A 22,962-nucleotide genomic window follows, 5' to 3' on the forward strand; every position below is an offset into this window, starting at 1 on the left:
TATGCACTCAACGGACGGCGCCAAGCGAAGGAACTGGCCTCCGATTCATCAACCAGGAGGAGCAAATGAATCAAGCAGCAGCGGGAGCAAGCAGTGCGGCGAAGGGAGAAGCGGGCGAGCGCAAGACGATTCATATCGTGCTGCACGAGGCGAAGGACACGGTGGGCGTCGCTGTGATCGAGGGCATCAAGGCGGGTTCGCAGTTGAACGCGTGGATCATGGACGAGGACGAGATCGTCACGGTCAACGCGAAGCAGGACATTCCCATCGGCCACAAGGTGGCGCTGAAGGACATGAATGTGGGCGATACGGTGTTCAAGTACGGCGTGGATATCGGCAAGGTGGTCGCGCCCATCACGGCGGGCGAGCACGCGCACGTGCACAACATCAAGACGAAGCGCTGGTAATCGGCCGACACGCAGCCAGGCTTTTCCACCCCATATCGAGAGAGACATCATGAGCGTGATTCAACTGGACACTACCTTCCGCGGCTATCGCCGTGAAAACGGCCGCGTCGGCGTGCGCAACCACGTCATCATCCTGCCGGTGGACGATCTGTCCAATGCCGCGGCACTGGCCGTGGAGTCGGCGATCAAAGGCACGACGGCCGTTCCGCATCCGTATGGCCGCCTGCAGTTCGGCGCCGACCTGGACCTGCACTTCCGCACGCTGATCGGCGCGGGCAGCAATCCGAACGTCGCGGCGGTGATCGTGATCGGCATCGAGGAAGGCTGGACCAAGCGCGTGGTCGACGGCATCGCCAAATCGGGCAAGCCGGTGATGGGCTTCGGCATCGAACTGCACGGCGACCATGACACGATCATGCGTGCATCGAAGGCCGCGAAGGAAATGGTGCAGTACGCGACCGCGCTCGAACGCGAGGAATGCCCCATCAGCGAGCTGTGGGTGTCGACCAAATGCGGCGAGTCGGATACGACCTCGGGCTGCGGCGCGAATCCGACCGTCGGCAATGCGTTCGACAAGCTCTACGGCCTCGGCAACACGCTCGTGTTCGGCGAGACGTCGGAGTTGACGGGCGGCGAGCAGATCGTCGCGGCGCGCTGCGCGAACGACGGCGTGCGCGAGCGCTTCCAGTTCATGTTCGACCGCTATCAGGACATGATCAACCGCTGGAAGACCGACGACCTTTCCGAGTCGCAGCCGACCAAGGGCAACATTGCGGGCGGCCTGACGACCATCGAAGAAAAGGCGCTGGGCAACATTCAGAAGATCGGCAAGAAGTGCATGGTCGATGGCGTGCTCGACAAGGCCGAGGAGCCGACGCATTCGGGTCTGTGGTTCATGGACTCGTCGTCGGCGGCGGCGGAAATGGTGACGCTGTGCGCGGCATCGGGCTTCGCGGTGCACTTCTTCCCGACGGGGCAAGGCAATGTGATCGGCAACGCGATCGTGCCGGTCATCAAGATTTGCGCGAATCCGCGCACGGTTCGCACGATGGGCGAGCACATCGACGTGGATGTGTCCGGCATCCTGCAACGCGAACAGAACCTCGATCAAAGCGGCGACAAACTGCTCGAATGCATGCTCGCGACGGCCAACGGTCGCTGGACCGCCGCCGAAACGCTCGGCCATCGCGAGTTCGTGCTGACGCGTCTGTTCGAAAGCGCGTAAGCCCGCGACGACGCAGCTTCATCGCCACGCAGAAGCAGACAACAAGCAGTCCCCGCCCGGTGCGCGCACCGGTTCGACAGCCATCACAGAGGCGGCGCGAACCGGGTTCGCGCGCCCGTCGTCACATCTTGCAGCAGCGAGTGGAGGAGACACCATCTTGCGCGTGCTCAAGCATCTCTATGTCCAGGTCCTGATCGGACTGGCAGCCGGCATTCTCGTCGGCTATTTCGCGCCCAGCCTCGGCGTGCAATTCAAGCCTCTCGGCGATACCTTCATCCGTCTGATCAAGATGCTGATCACGCTCCTGATCTTCTGCACGGTGTCCGTGGGCATCGCGCGCATGGAAAGCCTCAAGCAGGTAGGGCGCGTCGGCTTCAAGACGATCCTGTACTTCGAAGTCGTCACGACGATCGCGCTCGTCATCGGACTCGTCGTCGCAAATGTCGTGCATCCGGGCGCGGGCCTCGACATCGATCCGAAGACGCTCGATCCCGGGGCGGTCTCGCATTTCGTCACCGAGGTGCATTCGGCGGAACACAAGAGCCTGCTCGAAGAACTCGTGCCGAACTCTGTGGTCGGCGCGTTCGCGCGGGGCGATCTGCTGCAGGTGCTGCTCTTTTCGGTTCTGTTCGGCGTCGCGTTGTCGCTGATGTCCGAGCGCAGCAAGTTCCTCTCGCAATGCATCGAACAACTCGGCGACGCGTTGATGCGCATCGTCGAAATGATCATGCGGCTCGCGCCGCTCGGCGCGTTCGGCGCGATCGCGTTCACGGTCGGAAAATACGGCATCGGCACCTTGCAGCAACTCGGCCTGCTGATTCTCTGCTTCTATGTGACCAGCATTCTGTTCGTCGTGCTCGTGCTGGGCACCGCATGCCGATGGGCGGGCGTGAGTCTGTGGTCTCTGCTGCGTTATCTGCGCGAGGAATTGCTGATCGTGCTCGGCACATCGACGACGGAGTCCGTGCTGCCGCGTCTGATGGAGAAGCTCGAACGGCTCGGCTGCCCGAAGTCGGTCGTGGGTCTCGTACTGCCGACCGGGTACTCGTTCAATCTCGACGGCGCGGCCATCTATCTGACGATGACCTCGCTCTTCATCGCGCAGGCGACCAACACGCATCTCACGCTGATGCAGCAACTCGGCCTGCTCGCGATCCTGCTGCTCACGTCGAAGGGCGGCGCCGGCGTGGCGGGCGCGGCGCTGGTCGCGCTGACGGCCACGCTGTCGTCGCACAACATCATTCCGGTGGCGGGCATCACGTTGATCATCGGTATCGACCGCGTGCTCAACGAGATCCGCGCGCTCGTCAACATGATCGGCAATGCGGTGGCGACGCTGGTGGTCGCGCGCTGGGAGGGCGTGTTCGATGTCGAGGCAGCGCGTGCCATACTCGCCGATCCGCGTGCCGCCCTCGAAGAGGACGCGCGCATGTTGATCGAACCCGCGCAGGACATGCAGAAATGACCGCATCCGAAAACGTCTCCATCACGCCCGCCGCGCTGCACGCGCTGGCGCGCCTCGCCCTGCTCGAAGCGGGCGCCACCGAAGCCACTGCCGAAGCCACCGCGAAGGCGCTCGTCTATGCCGATGCGCGCGGCCTCTCGTCGCACGGCGTCGCGCGCCTGCCGATGTATCTCGCGCAATTGCGCAACGGCCGCGTCGATGCGGCGGCGGTGCCCGGCATTGTGCGCGACAAGGGCGCGGCGTTTCTCGTCGATGCCGCCGATGGCCTCGCGTTCGACGCCTGCGCGCTCGCGATCTCGACCGGCATCGAACGGGCGCGCACGTTCGGCACCGCTGCGGCGAGCGTAACGCGCAGTCATCACTTCGGCGCGGGTGCGTATCATCTCGAAGCGGTCGGCCGCGCGGGTCTCGTCGGCCTTGCATTCAGCAACGCGCCGGGTTCGATGCCCGTGTGGGGCGGCAAGCATCCTCTGCTCGGCACCAATCCGATTGCCGCCGTGTTTCCGCGCGCAAAGGCCGAGCCGTTGATGATCGACCTTTCGCTGTCGCAGGTGGCGCGCGGCAAGATCATGGTCGCGGCGCGCGACGGCAAGCCCATTCCGGAAGGCTGGGCGACGACCATCGACGGCGAGCCGACCACCGATGCCCACGCCGCGCTCGGCGGCATGATGCTGCCCTTCGGCGGTGCGAAGGGGGCGGTGCTGGCGCTCATGGTCGAACTGCTCGCGGCGGCGCTTTCCGGCGCGCAATTCGGCTCGGAAGCCGGTTCGTTTCTGACCGAAGAGGGTCCGCGTTCGCGCGTCGGGCATCTGTTCTGGCTGCTCGACCCCGATGCGCTCGCGGGCTCGCGCGTCTATCAGCAACGCATCGAGACGCTCATCGAACTGATGCTCGTGGATGACGACGTGCGCCTGCCCGGCTATCGACGCCACGAGATCGCGGCGGCGAGCGAGAGCGCGGGCATCGTGCTGAATCGCAAGCTGTTCGAGCAGCTTCGCGCGCTCGCGAACGACAGCGCCGACGCGCATTGACGCGAGCCGGCACGCGCATTCATCACGACGACACCGACAGGAACAGAACCCCGCATCCCGCTTCATCCCACAGCGATACAAATGCAGGCGTCGGCAGGACGCCCGGAGACAAGCATGCGAAAGATCTTTCGTCAGATTTACGTGCAGGTTCTCATCGCAATCGTAGCCGGCGCGTTGCTCGGCCATTACTTTCCCAACGCCGGGCAAAGCGTCGCGCCGCTCAGCACGGCGTTCATCAAGCTCGTGAAGATGGTGACCGCGCCGCTCATCTTCGTGACGATCGTGCTCGGCGCGAAAGAGATGGGCGGGGCGGGCGCGCTCGGGCGTATCGGCGGCAAGTCGATCATCCTGTTCGAACTGACGACGACCATCGCCTTGCTGATCGGACTATGGGCGGTCAACACCATCCAGCCCGGCGTGGGGATGAACCTCACGCCCAGTTCGATCGATGCGAGCGTGCTGAACGGCTACGAGCGATCGCTGCATGCTTCTTCCGGCGGCGTGATGGGATTTCTGCTCGGCATCATTCCCGATAGCGCGGTGTCGGCCTTCGCGAACGCGGACATGCTTCAGGTCGTGCTGTTCTCGACGCTCTTCGCGATCGGCCTGTCGCATTCGGGCAAGACTGGGGAGACGGCCTACAAGTTCTTCGAAGGCGTAGGCAATGCGCTGTTCGGCATCGTGCGTATCGTGATGCGGCTCGCGCCCATCGGTGCATTCGGTGCGATGGCGTATGCGGTCGGCAAGTTTGGCTTCGGCACGATGAACTCGCTGTTCATGCTGCTCGTCACGGTGTATGCGGCGACGCTCGCGTATATCGTGCTGATACTCGGCGGCATCTGCCTGATGTGTGACGTGAGCCTGTGGCGTCTGCTCAAATACATTCGTGGCGAGATCCTGCTGGTGATCGCCACCGTGTCGTCCGAAGCCGCATTTCCGCAACTCGTGAAGAAACTCGAAGCGCTCGGATGCCCGACCGGCGTGGTCGGTATCGTCATGCCGATGGGCTACACGTTCAATCTCGCGGGGACGTGCGTGGCGCAGGTCATTTGCGCGGTGTTCATCGCGCAGGCGTTCGGCATTCAGTTGTCGGTCGCGGAACAGGCGGTGCTCGTCGGCATTTCGATGCTGACCTCGCGAGGCATGGCGGGTGTCGCCGGCGCGAGCTTCATCTGCCTGCTCGCGACGCTCGCCGCGTTCAAGCATATTCCCATCGAGGGCGCGGCCATCGTGCTGGGCGTCGATCGCTTCATCGCCGAAATCCGCGCAACGACGAACATGATCGGCAATGCTGTTGCCACCGTGGCCGTCGCGCACTGGGAGCGTCAGCGTGACGACGTGTGCATGCGGGAAACGCTCGGGATGCCTCCCAAGGCTGTGACCCGCTGAACGAAAGCTCAAACGGGCGCGGGGCCGCTGGTTCCGCGCACGACGAGTTCGATCGGCAGACACACATCCGCGGGAGGGCGCTGCGTGGTCAGCCAGTCGAGCAACGTAAGCGCGGCCCGCTGCCCGAGTTCATAGGTCGGCAGCAATACGGTCGTGAGCCCGGGCGTGATTTGCGACGAGATGGGCAGGTTGTCGCAACCGACGATCGACAGTTCGTCCGGAATCTTTATGTTCAGCGATTGCGCTTCGAACAGCGCACCAAGCGCGAGAACGTCGTTGCCGCAGAACACGGCCGTGGGGCGAGGGCGCAGTTGCATCAGATGCTTGAGGCCGGTACGGCCGCCGTCGAAGCCGAAAGGCTGCTCGATCACGTTCGCTTCGGGCAGTCGTATGCCCGCCTCGGCGAGTGCGCTGCGAAAGCCATCGACCCGATGACGCGCGCGATCGTTCTGGCGCATCATCCCCGAGATCATGCCGAAGGTCCGGTGACCAAGAGAGAGCAGATGCTCGGCCGCGAGCTTCCCGATCAACCTGTTGTCGAAACCGATGAGCGGCGCCGTCGTCGTCAAAATCTCGCTTGCGGCGGCGGCATTGGTCCATGTGATGAGCACTGGAATCCGGCTGGCTCGCATCATTTCCCATGTTTCATGCGCGTGCTCCGCGCCAACGAGCACGAGCGCATCCACTGCCCGTTCGAGCAGCGCGCGCGCCGCTTCTGTCTCGGCCGCAAGGCTGTATTCGTGCGCGGAGATCAGCAACTGGTAGCCCGCGTTCGAAAGCGTGCTCTGAAGGCCCTGAACGGCGCGCGCAAAGATGGCGTTGTCGAGCGTCGGGACGATGGCGCCGACCATGCGGGCGCGGCCAGACGCCAGCGCCCGCGCGGCACCGTCCGGAACATAGCCCAGACGCGCAATCGCTTGCAAAATGCGCTCGCGCGTGTTGCTTTTCACCATGTCCGGATTCGAAAGCGCGCGCGACACCGTTGCTGTCGATACGCCCGCCAGTGCTGCCACATCGGACAGTCGCGGTCGGTCTACGGTACTCGTTTCAATTGCGTCGTTCATCGTCATTCTGCTTGGTCAGGCTCTGCATCAGCATCCCACCGACGTGACGCGAGGCTTATAGGTATCAATACTGATTCAAAGTGAAACCGCTTCTTTTATTATAGATGCAAGCGCTTGCATTTACCTGCGAGCGATCAGATCGCCGCAACCGTTGCCGGCTTATTTTTACCCTCGAAATGCAAGCGCTTGCATTCAGGCGCAACCGAAAATCTTCCACATCAGGAGCGGACCATGACGGTTTTTTATCTGAAGAAGGCCACCAAAACCCCGGAGACCGAAACTGCTACGGCGCAGCGCGTCGTCACGGAGATGCTTGCTGAAATCGAAGCCAACGGCGAAGCGGCCGTGCGTGCGTACGCGAAGAAGCTCGATCACTGGGACGGCGACATCGTCGTGCCGCGCGAGGAGATCGAGCGGCGCGCGCGCGAAGTGCCGCAGCATATCCGCGATGACATCGATTTCGCCGTGAAGCAGGTTCACGACTTCGCCGTCGCGCAGCGCCGCTCGATCGAAGATTTCTCCGTGGAACTGCATCCGGGCGTGACGGCCGGCCAGCGTGTCATCCCGGTCAATGTGGTCGGCTGCTACGCGCCGGCGGGTCGTTATGCGCATATCGCTTCGGCTTATATGGGCGTCGCGACCGCCAAGGCAGCGGGCGTGAAGACCGTGATTGCGTGCTCGAGCCCGTTCCGTGGCGGCGGCATTCATCCTTACGTGCTCTATGGCTTCAAGGCGGCGGGTGCCGATGTGGTGATGACACTCGGCGGCGTGCAGGCGATCGCTTCGATGGCATACGGGCTGTTCACGGGCAAGCCTGCCGATGTGGTCGTCGGGCCTGGCAACAAGTTCGTCGCGGAAGCGAAGCGCACTCTGTTCGGCAAGGTGGGCATCGATGTATTCGCGGGTCCGTCGGAAGTCGCGGTCATTGCCGACGACACCGCCGATCCGGCAATCGTCGCAAGCGATCTCGTGGGGCAAGCCGAACACGGACATGAATCGCCTGCATGGCTGTTCACGACATCGAAAGCGCTGGCTGCCGAAGTCATGGCGCTCGTGCCGCGCCTGATCGACGATTTGCCGCCGACCGCACGCGACGCAGCCGCGAGTGCATGGCGCGACTACGGCGAAGTGATCGTCTGTGACACGCGTGAGGAAGTGGTCGAAGTGTCGGACCGTTATGCGTCGGAGCATCTCGAAGTCCATACGGCGGATCTCGAATGGTGGCTCGATAACCTGACGTGTTACGGCTCGCTGTTCCTCGGCGAGGAAACGACTGTCGCGTTCGGCGACAAGACCAGCGGCCCGAATCACGTCCTGCCGACCAAGGGCGCGGCGCGCTACTCGGGCGGCCTGTCCGTGCACAAGTTCGTCAAGACGCTCACCTGGCAGCGCATGACGCGCGACGCAGCGCGTCGTATCGGCGAAGTGACCGCGCGCATCTCCCGGCTCGAAGGCATGGAAGCGCATGCGCGTACGGCGGACGATCGTCTGAAGAAGTACTTTCCGAACGAGCAGTTCGAAAAGGGCGACGCCGTGCAGGTTTGAGTCCCGAAACGCACTTACGATGGAGTGACGATGGAACTTGCCAGTATGTTCAGCCTTAAAGGACGCGTCGCGCTCGTGACCGGAGGAAATGCCGGCATTGGCCTCGCGATTGCGAGCGCGTTGGGACGTGCCGGTGCGCGCGTGGTGCTCGCGGCCCGACGCGAAGGCGCATTGCGCGACGCGACGGAAACCCTCGCGACCAAGGGCATAGAAGCGGGTTTCATCGCCACCGACATAAGCTCGCCTCAGGCCGCGATCAGTTGCGCCGAAGAAGCGCTCGCGCAAAACGGGCGCATCGATATTCTCGTCAATGCCGCCGGCGTCAACTTGCGTCAGCCGTTCGCCGAGGTCACGCCCGAGACCTGGCAGACGCAACTGGCGCTTCATCTGGGCGCGCCGTTCTTCCTCACGCAGAAACTCGCGCCGCTCATGCGAGCGCAGGGCTGGGGACGAATCATCAATATCGCGTCCTTGCAGTCGTATCGGGCGTTCGCGAACAGCGCGCCCTATGGCGCAGGCAAAGGCGGCGTCGTCCAGCTCACCCGCGCGATCGCGCAGGAGTGGGGCCGGCACGGGATCACGTGCAATGCCATCGGTCCTGGCTTTTTCCCTACAGCGCTCACCGCGTCCGTGTTCGCCGATGAAACGCTCGCGAGCAAGCATGCCGAACAGACGTGCATCGGCCGTAACGGCAAACTGGAGGACATCGACGGCCTCGCCGTGTTTCTTGCAAGCGATGCATCCAGCTATATCAGTGGTCAAACAATCATGATCGACGGCGGATATACCGCACGTTGATTAACAATGGTGGAGACAACCATGTTGATACAGGACAGGCAAAGTCAGGGGCGGGGCCTTCCCGGAGCGCCCCCTTCCGCACAGGAAGCAATGCAAAGCCGCGCCGCCGCAGGTTCCGACAATCTGAGAGCGGTCACGATCTCCAGCGTGCTCGGTGCCGTCATCGAGTGGTACGACTTCTTCCTCTACGGTGTCGTCGCAGGACTCGTTTTGAATCGGCTGTATTTTCCGCAGGCGGACGCTGTCGTCTCGACCATGCTCGCGTATTCCACGTTTGCGCTCGGCTTCGTCGCAAGACCAATAGGCGGTGTGATTTTCGGCCATTTCGGCGACCGGCTCGGCCGAAAGAAAATGCTCATGCTCACGCTGCTTTTGATGGGCGGCGCAACAGTCATGATCGGCCTGATTCCGACCTACTCGTCCATCGGTATCGCAGCGCCGCTGCTTCTGTTGGTATGCCGCATCGTGCAAGGCATCGGGCTGGGGGGAGAGTGGGGCGGCGCAGTGCTGATGACGTACGAATCAGCGCCCGTTGAGAAGCGCGGCTTCTATGCGAGCCTGCCGCAGATCGGGATGTCGCTCGGACTCGTGCTGGCATCGGGCGTGGTCGCCATCCTGTCCTACACGCTCGACGATGCTCAATTCCTCGCATGGGGCTGGCGCTCGGCGTTCGTCGCAAGCGGCGTGCTCGTGATCCTCACTTTCTACATGCGAAAGCACGTGGCGGAGACTGACGATTTCAACAAGGCCAGGAAAACGAAGCACGATGCGCTACCCATCATCGATGTGTTCCGCAAGTATCCGCGCACAGTACTCGCCTGTATGGGCGCGCGTGTCATCGATGGTGTGTTCTTCAATGTATTCGGCGTCTTCTCGATCCACTATCTCACCGAAACGCTGCACTTCCCGCGCATGACCGCGCTGCTCGGCGTCGTGTTCGGCGCGGCGGTGATGACGTTCTTCATCCCTTTCTGGGGCCGTGTGTCGGATAAGGTCGGACAGCCGCTCGTCTACGGCATGGGTGCATTGCTCGCGGGTCTTTCGGCTTATCCGGCGTTCATGCTGATGCAGAACGCCAGCCATTCCGCGTTGCCCGTGTGGATCGCGATCATCATCCCGTTCGGCGTGTTTCATGCGGCGGTGTTCGGCACCATGTCGTCGCTGTTCTCCGAGGCTTTCGAACCCGATGTTCGCTATAGCGGTATTTCCTTCGTCTATCAGTTTGCCGGTGTATTCGCGGGAGGCTTGACGCCTGTAGCGGCGACTTATCTCACTGGCCTCCAGTCGGGCAAGCCGTGGTATCTGTGCGCTTATGTGCTAGGTGCCGGGACGTTGAGCGCGCTGTGTTGCGCCTGGCTCGCGCGCCACCGCAAATCCCCACGATGCGAGCGCATTCGCGCGCGCACATCGAATGCCACTCAACGTCTGGAGACTTTGTGATGCAAGCGCTCGTCTATACACAGCCTAACGAGATGCAATTGCTCGAACGCCCGGTACCAGTGGCAGAAGACGGCGAGGTCGTATTGAAGATCGATGCCGTCGGTATCTGCGGGTCCGACATGCATGCCTATCACGGCCATGATCCTCGCCGTAAGCCAGGCCTGGTTCTCGGCCATGAATTTGCAGGCACCATCGCGCAAAGCCGCGACGCGAAATGGAAGGAAGGCACACGCGTGACGGGTAATCCGCTGATTACGTGCGGCACTTGCGAGTATTGCGTGCAAGGGCGGGATAACCTGTGCGCCAATCGCACGATGGTGGGCATGACGAGGCCGGGAGCCTTCGCCGAATACATGTCGATTCCGGCCGCCAGCCTCGTCGCCATTCCGCCGGAAATGCGGGCGCACATCGCTGCTGCAACGGAGCCTGCGGCTACTGCACTGCATGCCGTGAATCTGACCATGCGTGCGTTGAGCCGGCCGATTCCGGAGTGCAGCGTTCTGATCATCGGAGGAGGGGCCATCGGACTGTTCTGTGCGCTACTGCTACGATCGTATGGATGTCGCGACCTGACCGTCGCCGAGACGAACGCCGCCCGACGTGCATCGGCGGAGCACGAAGCGAAGTGCAGAACCTACAATCCGCTGGAGCATGAGGCGGAGCCGAACCGCTTCGATTGCGTGATCGACGCGGTGGGGGCGAAAGCGACACGGAACAGCGCGCTCGTCGCGGTCAAGACGGGCGGCGTCATGATGCATATCGGCCTGCAAGACTGGGCGAACGAGATCGATATGCGAAAGCTCACGCTCGCTGAAATCACGTTGCTGGGCACTTACACCTACACGATGGCCGACCTTCGAGCGACGGTCAGCGCGCTGCACGAAGGCGCGTTCGGTACGTTGACGTGGCTTGAGCAACGGCCGCTTTCGGAAGGCGCGCAAGCCTTTGCCGATCTCCACGCCGGATTGGCGAAGTCCAGCAAGGTATTGCTCATTCCTGAATCGATCTGACCGGCCTGGCGTCTCTCGCTTAGCCCCTTCGCATCGCAAACCGATAGATCCGGGACTGTGCGCGCAGTCCCGGATAGCGGCTGCGCGGTTCATTTCACTTCGAAGTGAACCCGGCATTGCGGCTTCGCCGCGGCCGCTATTCGCGCGTGAGCATCAGGTTCAGATTCTGAACTGCAGCGCCGGATGCCCCTTTGCCGAGATTGTCGAAAACCGCGGACAGCAGAACATGCCCGTGTTCGATGTTAGAAAATACGCTCAAGCGCATGTCGTTCGTACCGTTCAGCGCTTGCGGATCGAGGTGCTTCAACACATCCGCTTCACGCATCGGCAAGACACGCACGTGCGCTGCGTCCGCATAGTGGCGTGCAAGACATGCGTACAACGTGGCGCCGTCCACGTCGGGAGCGAGCAGCCGCAACGCCAGCGGCACCGTCAGCACGATGCCCTGACGAAACGCACCATACGCAGGGACGAAAATGGGCCGCTGCGCGAGCCCTGCGTGCGCCTGAATTTCCGGGGCGTGCTTGTGCGCGAGTTCCAGACCATATACCTGAAATGAAGGTGCGTTGACGGCATCTTGCCCTTCGTGTTCCTCCATGCCGGCACGACCGCGTCCGGAATAGCCGGACACCGCATGAATGCTGACGGGATAGTTGCCCGGTATGAGCCCGGCCTGCAACAGGGGACGTAGCAAGCCGATCGCCCCCGTCGGATAGCAGCCGGGATTCGTGACCCGACGCGCGCTCGCGATGCGCTCAGCCTGTCCCGGCGTCATTTCCGGAAAGCCGTATGTCCAGCCCGGCTGTGTGCGGTGGGCCGAACTTGCGTCGATGACTCTGACGGCAGGATTGACGATAGCGTCTACTGCCTCGCGTGCGGCGGCATCGGGCAAACAGAGAATGGCGATGTCGCAGGCGTTGATGGCTTCTGCACGACGGCGCGCGTCCTTGCGTTCTGCGGCGGGAAGCGTGAGTACCGTGATGTCGGTCCGATTGCGCAGCCGTTCGTGGATTTGCAGTCCGGTGGTGCCCTGATCGCCATCGATGAAAACAACGGGAGCGCTCATGCGCCAATTCTCCGAGTGGTTGTACCGGGTTGAAGGAGTCCCCATGTTCACCGAATCGGTAAAAATGGGGAAAGTTGAATTTCATGACCTGAACATTCAGTTTTTCTGAACCTGGACGACGACATGCGAGAGATCAGCCTGGACCGCTTGCGCACTCTGATCGCGATTACAGAGCGTGGCTCTTTTGCCGATGCAGCGCGCGCACTGAATCTCGCGCCTCCGACGGTCAGCCTCCATATCGCTGAACTCGAAGACCGCATTGGGGCGCCGCTTCTGTCAAGGAAGCGCGGGCAGGTGAAGCCGTCGGCGATAGGAGAGGTGCTGGTGGAGCGCGCGCGTCGACTGCTGGCCGATGCGGGGCAGGCGCTGGACGATATCCAACGCCAGGTGCAAGGGCTCGAAGGGCGCGTGCGGCTCGGTGCGTCGACCGGTGTGATCGCGTACTTGTTGCCGCAAGCGCTCGAGGTGCTGCGCCAGCGCAATCCCGCAATCGATATTCAGCTTGCGGTGCTCACGTCGCAAGAAACGCTGTCCCGACTGGCGGATGGGACGCTGGATATCGGGCTGGTCGCGCTGCCACAGCCGCCAGTGGCCGGACTCGTGATAAAGCCCTGGCGCCGCGACCCCGTAATGGCTTTCGTGCCGGCGCATTGGCGATGCCCGGCTCGTGTAACGCCTCAATGGCTCGCGGCTCAGCCTCTCATTCTCAATGACGCGACTACGCGTCTCTCGCGCCTGACGACGGAGTGGTTTGCGACCGCGGGGCATCATCCTGCGCCGCGCATTCAGCTCAACTACAACGACGCGATCGAGAGTCTTGTGGCGGCAGGTTACGGCGCGGCGCTCTTGCCCCATGAGGCCACGACGCCTTTACCCGACAGCCGCGTCGTCATGCGTCCGCTGCGCCCGGCGCTGTGGCGTCGACTAGGCATTGCACACCGTGCAGGGCACGTCGAGCGTGCCACTCAACACGTACTCGATGTGTTGTGGGATCTGCGATTGGCGTAGGGGTTGCCGGTTGCCGTTCAAGCACTGGACCTTGGCGACTGTGTCGAGTTCAGCGAAATCGTCGCGACTGCCTCGAAGGATACGACGGGCTTTCGAACGCTCGATCGATGGGAATCGTTGATAACAACGGTCGCAGTGGCTCATCCAACACCACAACGTACCTTCTGTCGCCGATCCATCGTGAACCGCGACGGGCAAAGACGACGCCCCCACGACCTTTTCACTAAGGACTTTGCTTTTCGCGCCGTAAACCAAACAAGCGCCGAAACGATTCGCTCGTCGCCTGACGCTTCATCTCCCTGAGGCGCAAATCAATCCGACTCCGCCCGGTCGCGCACTTGTCATTCGAGGGAATCGTTCATGGCCTCGACACGCTCCGATATTTCCAGCACGATGCGTCGCAAAGTGCTTTCGACGCTGGTCTTCGGCGCTGGCTCCCTCGTGCTGTCCGCTTGTGGAGGCGGCGGCGCGAGTTCGTCGAATGCGGCCGGATCGTCGAGCAAGACGAGCCCGAGCGCGAGCCCGAGCACGAGCACAACCACGGCCACCGGCTCGCAGGACACGAGCGAACCCGGTCAAGGTACGGCCACCAGTCCGCAGGGCGCGAGCGAAACCAGTTCAGGCACATCCAACGGCGTTCAAAGCGCGAGCGACACCAGCCCGAACGGCGTCCTGCTCGACGTATCCTTCGGCGTGAAGGGCGACGGAACCACGAACGATCGCGTTGCACTCCAGGCCGCGATCGACGGATCGGTGGGGCAGATTCTCCTGATCACCGGGCAAAGCCGGATCGACACCACGGGACTCACGCTGCGCTCGAACACCCACATACGCTTCGCTCAGGGCGCTTCGATCAAGCTGCTGGCTCACAATACCGACTCGTATCAGATGATGCGCATTTGGGATGCGAGCAACGTGAACATCGAGTCGCCGTACCTCGACGGCAGCAAGGCGCTCAATGCGGCTACGTCGGGGGAGTGGGGCATGGGCATCTCGATCGCCGGCAGCTCGAACGTCACGATTACGTCGCCGACGACCATCAACTGCTGGGGTGACGGCATCTACATCACCAACAGCTATGTCGAGGACGGCGTGACGAGCAAGGCCGTGACGATCACCAATCATCTCGCGGACGGCTGTCGTCGGCAGGGTGTGACGATCATTTCCGGCGATACCATCACCTTCGACCATCCTGTCTGGCAGAACATAGGCGGAACGGCGCCGCAGGCAGGGCTCGATATCGAGCCGAATGACAACACGGCGGTGTTCCGGGCGATCAGGATCGTCAGCCCGAAGACGCTGGGCTGCGCGGGCCCGGGCATCCAGATCGATCTGGGATCGCTCGCGGGACCGGTCGCCAAGATCGTCGATATTCAGATCACGAACCATATCGACAACAGCGAGACCGATGGTCCGTTCAGTGTCGGCGGTCTGGAACCGAGCGGCTACATCGTGACGGGAGCGATCACGAGCACGAATCCGGTGTGGAAGGAGAACTGGTATCTGGGCGACTGGATGCCGTCAGGCCCGAACGTCTCGGTGGTGAACCCGAGAATCGGATAAGGTCGCGACCGAGCCGCAGAAAAGGCGCTGGGGGAGGGACGTATCCGGACGAATTGCCATTTGGTTAGGCGAGCTACCTTTCCGAGCATCCTTTCGTTTCGCACACCATACGCGTCATGGCGGTGGCGGCACGTCCACCGAAGCGAAGGGACTAGATACGCGGCAGCACATAGGGCGTGCCGACGAAACCCAGGTCCTCGAGATCTTCTGGAGTGGCGAAAAAGGGGTTGTCGGACGCGCTAGTTTCGCTCAGGAGGTCGGCCAGAGACCGCCGCATTCGCTGTCGGTCGACTGGCAGGGTTGGATCGAGCGCTGAGCGACCAATCAGCGACCCGAGCCTTGCTTGAGGTTCCCGGCTGAACAGATCGCTGAAAGGATCGTCGGGCACTTCCGGCCAGTCGCGCGCAAGACGTTCGAGCGTGAGCGCGAGCCAGCGCTCGAACGGAACCGCGTTGGGCACCACATGCAGCGCGAGGCGCGTGAGAAACGAAATGGCCTCGTACACGTGTCGCGGGAATCGATGAGCCTCGGACATCGCTGGCTGAAGCCAAGCGGTGGCGCACCATATCGGGCCGTCGACTGGGCCTTGCCACTCCTCGCGCTCCAGTTCGTAAAACAACAGATAGCGCGGGTCGACCGTCGCGCACCACCCGGCTTGTGCGATCTCAAGCGGTTCGGGCCGGGAGATCATTCCATCGAAGCGCCACAGGACCCACTCGTAAAGTCCCATGCAAAGCGCCATGCGGGCGCGCAGCGACATCTTCATCGATGCGCCCACGACCCACGACGCGTCGCCGTTGAAATCCAGTAACGCACGCGTGTCGTCCCATATGTAGCGGAGGCGGCGCCGGTCCCGTTCGTTGAAGCAAACCCAGGTCGGACGGATGAGCATGATTCCGGGCCTCAGGGCGCGGAGCCGTACGGGACCCCTGTGAAGCCGGCGGCGCGCATTCCACCCGCAGACTGAAGATAGGGGTTATGCGCCGGATCGAGCGTCGCCACGAAACGTTCGAGCGACGGTACTGCAATTCCGTCGCGCCACACGAAACCTGGGTCGAAGTAGTCCTTGGGCACGGCGTCCTGCTGATCAAGAGGAACATCGGTGCGAGGGAAATGCGTGACGCAACGACGCAATGAATCGGAGAGCCAAGGCGCGAAAGCAGGATGGCGGCCGGCAATGTGTTCGACGAGCGCCGCAAGGCCATGCGTGCATGTCCTGACGCCGGTTCCTGATCCGCCCAAAGTCTCATGAGCGTAGGCGACCAGTTGCATTGCCAGCAGCAGCGGGTAAGCGTATTCCTCGGGTTCGGACGGAGGAATCTCCTCGGGAAAGGCAAGAATCGCATAGCGCCGGTCGAGCGCCGCGGCCCATGCCGCTTCGGTGCGCAGCATGGAATCCGCCGTGTCGACATGTCCTTCGACGCGCGCGATCACCCACTCCGAGCACGCGATGCTTAGCGCGTATGCGGCCTTCGTCGAGATAGCGCTGATTTGCGAGGCCAGCCGTGGATTGCTTTCATCGTTGACGGCCCAGAACGTATTGAACAGGACCGAATCCCACGGGTAGTCCTTTGGTAGCGAGGCGAGGTTGTATGAAACGAGGTAGGCAGGCAGGTCCATGGTCATATCTCACGTTGCACATCGGGGAAGAGTTGCGCCGCCAAGTGGCGGCGGGCCCTATGGTGCATTGCGCCCAGGCTGTGGATTGCCGTCGATCCGCCTGGACAGCTTTCCGTAGCTCGTAGGGTTCTCGCAGTCCTTCGGGAAGGGTTGCTCAACTCCGTACTTGTCGCAGATGAAGACCTCGATACCGCACTTCGAGGCTGCGTGGCACAACATCGCGTAACAACTAGGGCAAGGCATGCCCGAGCTGTCGGCTTTGCCATCTTTATTGAACCTCCAGTCGATACTGAGCAGTATTTTTCCGCCTTGCATCGGAGATTTTTGAGACATCTTGTTGATGAGTTTCGGTTCCGCGTGCGCACCCTTGCCTCCTCCCGGATGCACGTATGACTTGCCGCAAAGTACACCGGCTTCCTTCTTGGCTTTGTCATGCCTTTTGGCCTTGCTCTGGCGTATCTTCTTCCTCAATCCCTTCTTCACCTCCGGCGGTCCGCCGGACTGCAACGAATTCGGACTGCACGCCTGAGCACATCCGCTGCTGCATGCAGTCATGACCCCCCCCGCACCGGGAACCGTGCTGAATATCGACGAGAACGTCATCCTGGTGCCCTCAGCTTTTTCCAACGTCAACCGCTCCTCCTTGTTGAGTTCGTCTTCCCGCGCGCTTAGGTTACGTACGACCTTGTCGCGCTGTTCAATGTTCTTCTTCTTGAGATCCTCGCAAGTCGGATCAGGGGGCGGAGGCTTCTGACTGGCCTGACTATTTTGAACCGAAGCTGAATTTCCCATGTGACGCTCTCAATTCATGTCGTTATGAGTAGTCAGATCCAGATGGCGTGTTGCATTTTCGCCCTCGAACTTCACGTTGAACGACCATGCGGCGAAGTACGTCGTTCCTTGAATCTGGTGACTCGTTATGCCCATGCCGAGGCTCTTTGTGGCCGCCTCGTTGCCCTTGCTGGTCTTATAGTTGGAGCTATTCTTGATGCCGACTTCGGCGCCCCCGATTTCGACGGTGCGGGTTCCATTGTCCGTATCGGTGGCTTTCGAAAAATTCGGATAGGGAATTGGCAGGGGCCCCGCTGGCGGCGACGGCGGCGACAGGCAAACGTCCGGCATACCCGCGAGCGACTGGTTGCCGTCCTTCCCCGCGGAAACTTCGCGGCCGTTGGCGAAAACATTCTTGCTCATCTGTATCTCCCGGTTGAATTCGAGGCCATGCCGACGACCAGCGCCGCGCGCGCACCGCCGTCGCTGCCGACATGACACAGTGCGAGGGGTCCCGGCGCATAGCCCTCCCGCGCCGCGTGCAGCGCCTGCGCGAGCAGACAGGGGAGGATCGCCGCCCCGATCTCGCCGAGATATTCGATCGGGTGCCACAGATCGAAGGGCGTGGGCCGCGGCTCGCCGCTCAGGCGTCCTGCTACGAATGCGGCTTCCTTGAACTTATAGTGTTCGCCCGACAAGTCGGTGAGCCGGTATGCGACGTCGCTCATCCTGACCCCGGCATTCTCGAGCGCCCGCCTGACCGCATTGGTCAAACCGCGGGCTCGCAGCGGTTCGGTGCCGTCGATTATGGCGCTCTCGTTCGCCAACCCGATGCCAAGGATGACAAGTTCGCTGCCTTCATGCGTGCCCGTCGCACCGACGGCGACGGCGCATCCCGCTTCGCCAGCGAAAAAGCCGTTCGAGTTGCCGGGGGAAATCAAACGGCGGCGTTCCATGTAGTCCTGAAGTGTCGCTTGATGTAGAAAGCTATCGACGCCCGCGACGATCACGCGTTGCGCGAGACCGCGCTCGATCAGCGTGCGCGCGACGATCAGGCCATGCGCGCAACCGGTTTGATCCATGGCGAAAGATTGCGTCTCGGGATGACGGCGCAGTTCGAGCCGCGCATGCACTTCGTCCAGCAACTCGTCGTCGAGTCCCGGAACGCGGCCTGGTCGCTCGGGCGCGGCGACGCCGAGCAGAATCGGAACGCTTTCCGGTGCTACGGAGGGAATCGCCTGCAGGCATTCGTCGATTGCCGGCGCGATCAGCTCTGCGAGCTTGCCGACGCCCTCCCACCAATGAGGCAAATCCACTTTCGCCGCCTGCAAGGGTTCGCCGGTCTGGTAGTCTGTCCAACCCGTCCCGCGCACGGCGCTGATGCCGGCGCGCAGCGCGGCGAGCGTTGCCGGCGCGTTGAAGCCGAGGCCGGTCACCAAGCCGCTCGCGATCACTGAAAGAGCCGTCATTGCGACTCCCTTCGCGCGCGATGCGCTTTGACGGCGTCCGCGAGACTGCGATAGTAGGTTTTATGGGGAAAGCGCCTTGCGCGGTGCCACGCAGCCGACATTTCACCTGCTACCACTTCCTTCACGTCGAATATGCTGCGACCTAGAGCCAGGGTCGCGCGCCAGGTCAGCGTAAAGCGTTGGTCGTCGGGTTCGAGCACGATTGTGTCGAGGAAGGCCTCGCGGACGACGTCGCACCCCTTGTACGGAATGAAAGTCACCGGCATGCGTTTCTCGGGCAGGCGAAAGTGGCGGCGGCCGTCAGAGGTGAGGTTCAGGAGCGTGATCTCCTCGCCTCCCTTAGGGTACGAAAGGACCTGATCTGCGGGCGCGGCCTGGAAGTAGCGCTCGTCGAAATCGTTCGGCCATAACGGTGCAGTGTTCTCGAGCCACGTCTCGTCGTAGGTTCCGGCAAACCTGCAGCGCGGCGTCCAGGAGCGGCCGATCGGAGATAACGCCATCGGCACATAGCTTCCGCCGGGATCGGTAACGGGCACACCGATTTGCTCCGTGTTCGGCAGTGGCTGTCCGTCGATTTTCGCCGTGTGCCGCCAGTAGCCCCGGCCGACAGGATTGGTCAGGTAGGTCGCGGTGCGGCCGTGGGATTCTTCGGTGCGATCGGTGCCCCCGAACGCCACGTCATAACCGATCCGAAGCGTGACGAACGGAGTTGGATCATCTGGTCGCACGCCGGTAAGACGCTTGCGCCATCGACGCGGCCCGACCACGGCGAACTGCTTGAGCACGGTCCCCACGCCGATGCCTACGTTCACGCGCGTCGTCGGGCGGCCCGCGGGCGCACATGCGCTGCCGATCAACAACACGTCGCAAGCCGGTTTGAAGTGGGCGTAATCGGTTTCGTACAGTGGAGCGGAACAGCCTGGTTCGCCGGTGAAACAATCGGCTTCGACGAGCGGAACCTGTTCGGCGGCGATCGCCGGCGCGTGACCCGACGCAGGCAACGTCCAGGTTGACTTCACGATGACAATGAGCGTTTCGCGGCCATCGCGCCGCAGCCCCATCGTCCAGCCCGCAGGCAAGCCGGTTGCATTCACCAGATTCACGATGCAAGCCTCCCGCGCTGCCAGTCGGCGCGCGCATCGACCGGAAACAGGACGGACGCGTCGCTCGCGCGCGCCAGTTCCATTGCCGCCGCGCGCCGCTGCCGCTGGAAGCCGTCGCGCAGGGTTCGGATCGCGCCTGCGCGCGACACCTGCTGCCCCGTCAGATACCTAAGGCCTTTGGTGAAACGCGGCGACGTCTTGCTCCACCATTCGCGGATGGCGGCAGCGTCCGGCCAGGGCAAGTTCTCGTCCTCCGGAACATCGTCCGTCGCGGAAGAGGGGGCGTCGCGGTTAAGATCGAGAAACTTGAGATCGGCGCCGGTAATCATGGAGAACGATTCGCCCGCGATGCGCGCATGCACGGGGTCGTCGAAGTGCTCGATGAGCCAGGGAACCGATGCGGAGTCGCCCAGCGCCCCGGCCGCGCGGAGCGCCGTGCGCCTTCGCGAGGGGTCGGACGCCCACGAGCGAACCATGTCCCGTGCCCAAGAAGGATCGCCGCAGCGCATCGCCACCTCGATCGCGACAACGCGCAAGTCGGGAAGCGCTTCGCTTGCGGCAAGCGCGACAGAGGCGCCGGTCGTGTCACCGAGCAATGCAACGGACCATGCTGCCCAAAACTGGCAGAGGGGTACGGGGTCGCTGAGCGCTTCCCGGGCGGCCGGCAACGCTTCATGCTGACGCATCTCGCCGATTGCCCGTAATGCGCGCGCGCGCAACGCCGGATCATCGTCCCGCAGGCATTGCGACAGCAGCGAACGTGCAAGTGACCGATGCGCCGTGCAGGTGGCGAGCGCGAGCCGGCGGCAATCTGAAATGTCCGAAGCAGCGAGTCGGTTGAGCGCAGGACGAAGCCGCTCCAGGTCGAGCCAGGCGAGCGCGGCTTGCAGAGGGCGATCGAACGACGGCTCGGACGCAGCGATCCGCAACATCTGCATCATCAACTGGGTCCGTTGGGTGGAAAAAGCCACGTAAGCCCCGGCAAACAGCGCGCCCGCGTCTGCTTCGCCCAGTCCGGCCTGGACCGCGCTCCATCCCGCCTCGCCTGCCACGGTGAGTCCTTCCAGATGCGCGAGCAGACGCGCATCGAGTTTGGATAGGTGCCTGAGTGCAAAATGCGGAGCGTGTGCCGCGCGATCACGCTGTTTCCACAGGAATGCTGCCTCGCTTGCGTGCATGTCGACCACGTGACGCAGGACCCGCGTCGAGATTTCCCGTGGACTGAAGCCAATCGGCCGTGTCGCCGGATATGTACGAATTTGCATGCCCGTGCGCGCCGTTCAGTTCATTTCGACCGAACCGCCACGAATCCGATTTGCGCCGATGGCCTCCGTCACAATGTTTTCGCCCTTGATCTCGATGCGGCCGTCGTGACGAAGCTTGATGCTGGCCTCGCCGCAGCGCAGGATGAGCTCGCGTTTTGCGCTGACGATCATCCGCATGCCGCCGGCTTCCAATTCCACGTTACCGACTGGGGGCGTCGATGGCCAACCTTCGCTGTCGTGCTCGCGCAGGACGCCCACAACGATCGGACGACTCGCGCGCGCTTCGTCGAACACGAGGACGACCCGGCGACCGATATCAGCGCGCTGAAGATCGACCACCGTAGCGGCACGCAACGCGGCATGGTCACTTTGGCCGGGGTAGAACACGAGAGGCACCCGGCCCTGTTGCACGAGTGCAATCAGTTCGCCAATGACAACGGCGGGCGATGGCTCGCTGCAAAGTTGCGCCGTCCGCGCTGCAAGCAGGGCGCGCAGCGGGTCAGATGCAGCGCCGCTTTGCGGCGGTGCATTGTTGTCGGATGTAGCCGAACACGCCTCGTGGTGGTTGCATGTGACATCCATGGGTCGCCTCTGCCGGTCGATTGCGTTTATCGAAGTTGGGCTCCTTCACCCTGGATACATAACGAACGGGCGTCGTCGCTTTTGAACGCGACGCTCGGGCTGCGTGCGTGACGGCTCTCGCAATTCCCCTCGCCAAGGCGATTGCATCGCTTACACAACTGCCCCCTGCAACCGCTCGGCTCGACGGCCGATTCGGATCGCGTGCTTCCGATCGATCGCGCCCGTGGGGAGATTCAAAAAGCCATTCCGTTTGCATGATGCGGTGATCGACCTAGAGGCAATGGACATCGATACCCGGATGGCCGAAAATCGGCGCACGTGCATCGACGATCTGACCGAGCCCGGATTACGTAAGTTGTCCAGCAAAGGAGCGCATCATGCCGAGCCTGTCCCTTTCGAGCGGCACAACGATCGACGAGATTGCGGAACGCATCTATCGGATCTCCACGCCGGTCGAGATTCCCGGTGGGGGTGGCTTTTCGTTCAACCAGTATCTGATCGACGACGACGAGCCCCTGCTATTTCATACCGGTCTGCGCAGGCTGTTTCCGGTCGTCCGTGAAGCAGTCGAACGCATCATATCGATCGATCGTCTGCGCTATATCGGCTTCTCTCATTTCGAGTCCGACGAATGCGGCGCACTCAACGAGTTTCTCGCGGTCGCGCCGCATGCGGAGCCGTTGTGCGGCCAAGTCGCGGCCATGGTCTCGGTCAGCGATTATGCCGACCGACCGCCACGCGCGATGGATGATGACGAGACGATCTCGCTAGGCCAGCACAGCGTGCGCTGGCTCGATACGCCGCATCTACCGCACGCGTGGGAATGCGGCTTTCTCATGGAGACCGCGTCGGCGACGCTTCTCTGTGGCGATTTATTTACCCAAGGCGGCTCGCACCTCCCGCCGCTTACCGAGGGCGATATCCTCGAACCCAGCGAGGCGTTCCGTCACGAGATGGATTACTTCTCACACACCAAAAACGCCCGCTCCATGCTGGAACGCCTTGCCGCATTGCAGCCGACAACGCTGGCCTGCATGCACGGCAGCGCCTGGCACGGCGATGGCGCGGCCTTGTTGCGCGCGCTCGCCGACAGCGTCGAACGCGCCTAGTCTCGACGCCGTGCGGCTGAACCCGCAGGCGA

At 62.6% G+C, this 22,962-nt stretch carries 22 protein-coding genes; 12 read left to right on the forward strand and 10 right to left on the reverse strand.

What is annotated here, in order from left to right; all coding sequences use genetic code 11:
• Positions 1–137 precede the first annotated feature (137 nt).
• The 5 genes from ACEN42_RS40875 (at position 138) to ACEN42_RS40895 (ending at position 5,517) form a co-directional block, all read left to right on the forward strand.
• Entirely contained in the window at positions 138–407 is a 270-nt protein-coding gene (locus tag ACEN42_RS40875; RefSeq protein WP_371884681.1) for a UxaA family hydrolase, read from the forward strand.
• A gap of 49 nt (positions 408–456) precedes the next feature.
• The gene (locus tag ACEN42_RS40880; protein ID WP_371884052.1) at positions 457–1,632 is read left to right on the forward strand and encodes a UxaA family hydrolase; all 1,176 of its coding nucleotides are present in this window, start codon (positions 457–459) and stop codon (positions 1,630–1,632) included.
• 157 nt (positions 1,633–1,789) lie between these two features.
• Positions 1,790–3,097, forward strand: a complete 1,308-nt coding sequence (gene dctA, locus ACEN42_RS40885) for a C4-dicarboxylate transporter DctA (protein WP_371884053.1) — start codon at positions 1,790–1,792, stop codon at positions 3,095–3,097.
• Positions 3,094–4,128: an Ldh family oxidoreductase gene (locus tag ACEN42_RS40890; RefSeq protein ID WP_371884054.1), complete on the forward strand. Its 1,035-nt coding sequence runs from the start codon at positions 3,094–3,096 to the stop codon at positions 4,126–4,128. The genes dctA and ACEN42_RS40890 overlap by 4 nt, the downstream gene beginning before the upstream one ends.
• A 114-nt stretch (positions 4,129–4,242) precedes the next feature.
• Positions 4,243–5,517, forward strand: a complete 1,275-nt coding sequence (locus ACEN42_RS40895; RefSeq protein ID WP_371884055.1) for a cation:dicarboxylate symporter family transporter — start codon at positions 4,243–4,245, stop codon at positions 5,515–5,517.
• A gap of 8 nt (positions 5,518–5,525) precedes the next feature.
• Here ACEN42_RS40895 and ACEN42_RS40900 read toward each other — a convergent pair whose 3' ends face one another.
• Positions 5,526–6,581: a LacI family DNA-binding transcriptional regulator gene (locus tag ACEN42_RS40900; protein WP_371884056.1), complete on the reverse strand. Its 1,056-nt coding sequence runs from the start codon at positions 6,579–6,581 to the stop codon at positions 5,526–5,528.
• Positions 6,582–6,812: 231 nt separating this feature from the next.
• On the opposite strand from ACEN42_RS40900, the gene hisD reads away from it, so the two are divergent.
• The 4 genes from hisD to ACEN42_RS40920 all read left to right on the forward strand — a co-directional run bounded on the left by hisD (position 6,813) and on the right by ACEN42_RS40920 (position 11,374).
• A complete protein-coding gene (hisD, locus tag ACEN42_RS40905) occupies positions 6,813–8,126 on the forward strand; it encodes a histidinol dehydrogenase (RefSeq protein WP_371884057.1) in 1,314 nt (437 codons plus the stop codon).
• Positions 8,127–8,156: 30 nt separating this feature from the next.
• Entirely contained in the window at positions 8,157–8,924 is a 768-nt protein-coding gene (locus ACEN42_RS40910; protein ID WP_371884058.1) for an SDR family NAD(P)-dependent oxidoreductase, read from the forward strand.
• 90 nt (positions 8,925–9,014) lie between these two features.
• A complete protein-coding gene (locus ACEN42_RS40915; RefSeq protein ID WP_371884059.1) occupies positions 9,015–10,364 on the forward strand; it encodes an MFS transporter in 1,350 nt (449 codons plus the stop codon).
• Positions 10,364–11,374: an alcohol dehydrogenase catalytic domain-containing protein gene (locus ACEN42_RS40920; RefSeq protein ID WP_371884060.1), complete on the forward strand. Its 1,011-nt coding sequence runs from the start codon at positions 10,364–10,366 to the stop codon at positions 11,372–11,374. The genes ACEN42_RS40915 and ACEN42_RS40920 overlap by 1 nt, the downstream gene beginning before the upstream one ends.
• Positions 11,375–11,510: 136 nt before the next feature.
• On the opposite strand, the gene argC is transcribed toward ACEN42_RS40920, so the two are convergent.
• The gene (gene argC, locus ACEN42_RS40925; protein WP_371884061.1) at positions 11,511–12,440 is read right to left on the reverse strand and encodes an N-acetyl-gamma-glutamyl-phosphate reductase; all 930 of its coding nucleotides are present in this window, start codon (positions 12,438–12,440) and stop codon (positions 11,511–11,513) included.
• A 123-nt stretch (positions 12,441–12,563) separates the two neighbouring features.
• Here argC and ACEN42_RS40930 point away from each other — a divergent pair, with 123 nt between their 5' ends.
• Positions 12,564–13,448: a LysR family transcriptional regulator gene (locus ACEN42_RS40930; protein ID WP_371884062.1), complete on the forward strand. Its 885-nt coding sequence runs from the start codon at positions 12,564–12,566 to the stop codon at positions 13,446–13,448.
• Positions 13,449–13,808: 360 nt separating this feature from the next.
• Positions 13,809–15,011, forward strand: a complete 1,203-nt coding sequence (locus ACEN42_RS40935) for a right-handed parallel beta-helix repeat-containing protein (protein WP_371884063.1) — start codon at positions 13,809–13,811, stop codon at positions 15,009–15,011.
• Between the two features lie 151 nt (positions 15,012–15,162).
• On the opposite strand, the gene ACEN42_RS40940 is transcribed toward ACEN42_RS40935, so the two are convergent.
• From ACEN42_RS40940 to ACEN42_RS40975, 8 genes are all read right to left on the reverse strand, one after another.
• A complete protein-coding gene (locus tag ACEN42_RS40940) occupies positions 15,163–15,903 on the reverse strand; it encodes a hypothetical protein (RefSeq protein ID WP_371884064.1) in 741 nt (246 codons plus the stop codon).
• A gap of 11 nt (positions 15,904–15,914) precedes the next feature.
• Entirely contained in the window at positions 15,915–16,631 is a 717-nt protein-coding gene (locus ACEN42_RS40945) for a hypothetical protein (RefSeq protein ID WP_371884065.1), read from the reverse strand.
• A 57-nt stretch (positions 16,632–16,688) separates the two neighbouring features.
• A complete protein-coding gene (locus tag ACEN42_RS40950; RefSeq protein ID WP_371884066.1) occupies positions 16,689–17,423 on the reverse strand; it encodes a hypothetical protein in 735 nt (244 codons plus the stop codon).
• Positions 17,424–17,432: 9 nt separating this feature from the next.
• The gene (locus ACEN42_RS40955) at positions 17,433–17,825 is read right to left on the reverse strand and encodes a DUF4150 domain-containing protein (RefSeq protein ID WP_371884067.1); all 393 of its coding nucleotides are present in this window, start codon (positions 17,823–17,825) and stop codon (positions 17,433–17,435) included.
• Positions 17,822–18,871 (reverse strand): hypothetical protein, encoded by a 1,050-nt coding sequence (locus ACEN42_RS40960; RefSeq protein ID WP_371884068.1) that lies wholly within the window; start codon positions 18,869–18,871, stop codon positions 17,822–17,824. Before ACEN42_RS40960 ends, ACEN42_RS40955 begins: the two co-directional genes overlap by 4 nt.
• Complete coding sequence (locus ACEN42_RS40965; protein WP_371884069.1) at positions 18,868–19,974, reverse strand: DUF2169 domain-containing protein; 1,107 nt, start codon at positions 19,972–19,974, stop codon at positions 18,868–18,870. The genes ACEN42_RS40960 and ACEN42_RS40965 overlap by 4 nt, the downstream gene beginning before the upstream one ends.
• Positions 19,971–21,152: a TIGR02270 family protein gene (locus ACEN42_RS40970; RefSeq protein WP_371884070.1), complete on the reverse strand. Its 1,182-nt coding sequence runs from the start codon at positions 21,150–21,152 to the stop codon at positions 19,971–19,973. The genes ACEN42_RS40965 and ACEN42_RS40970 overlap by 4 nt, the downstream gene beginning before the upstream one ends.
• A 102-nt stretch (positions 21,153–21,254) precedes the next feature.
• Positions 21,255–21,821, reverse strand: a complete 567-nt coding sequence (locus ACEN42_RS40975) for a DUF6484 domain-containing protein (RefSeq protein ID WP_371884071.1) — start codon at positions 21,819–21,821, stop codon at positions 21,255–21,257.
• A gap of 377 nt (positions 21,822–22,198) precedes the next feature.
• Between ACEN42_RS40975 and ACEN42_RS40980 the strand changes: the two genes are divergently transcribed.
• Positions 22,199–22,930, forward strand: coding sequence for an MBL fold metallo-hydrolase (locus tag ACEN42_RS40980; protein WP_371884072.1), 732 nt, complete (start codon positions 22,199–22,201; stop codon positions 22,928–22,930).
• Positions 22,931–22,962 lie beyond the last annotated feature (32 nt).

The organism is Caballeronia sp. S22 (assembly GCF_964261745.1).
In the GTDB taxonomy this organism is placed as follows: Bacteria; Pseudomonadota; Gammaproteobacteria; order Burkholderiales; family Burkholderiaceae; genus Caballeronia; species Caballeronia jiangsuensis.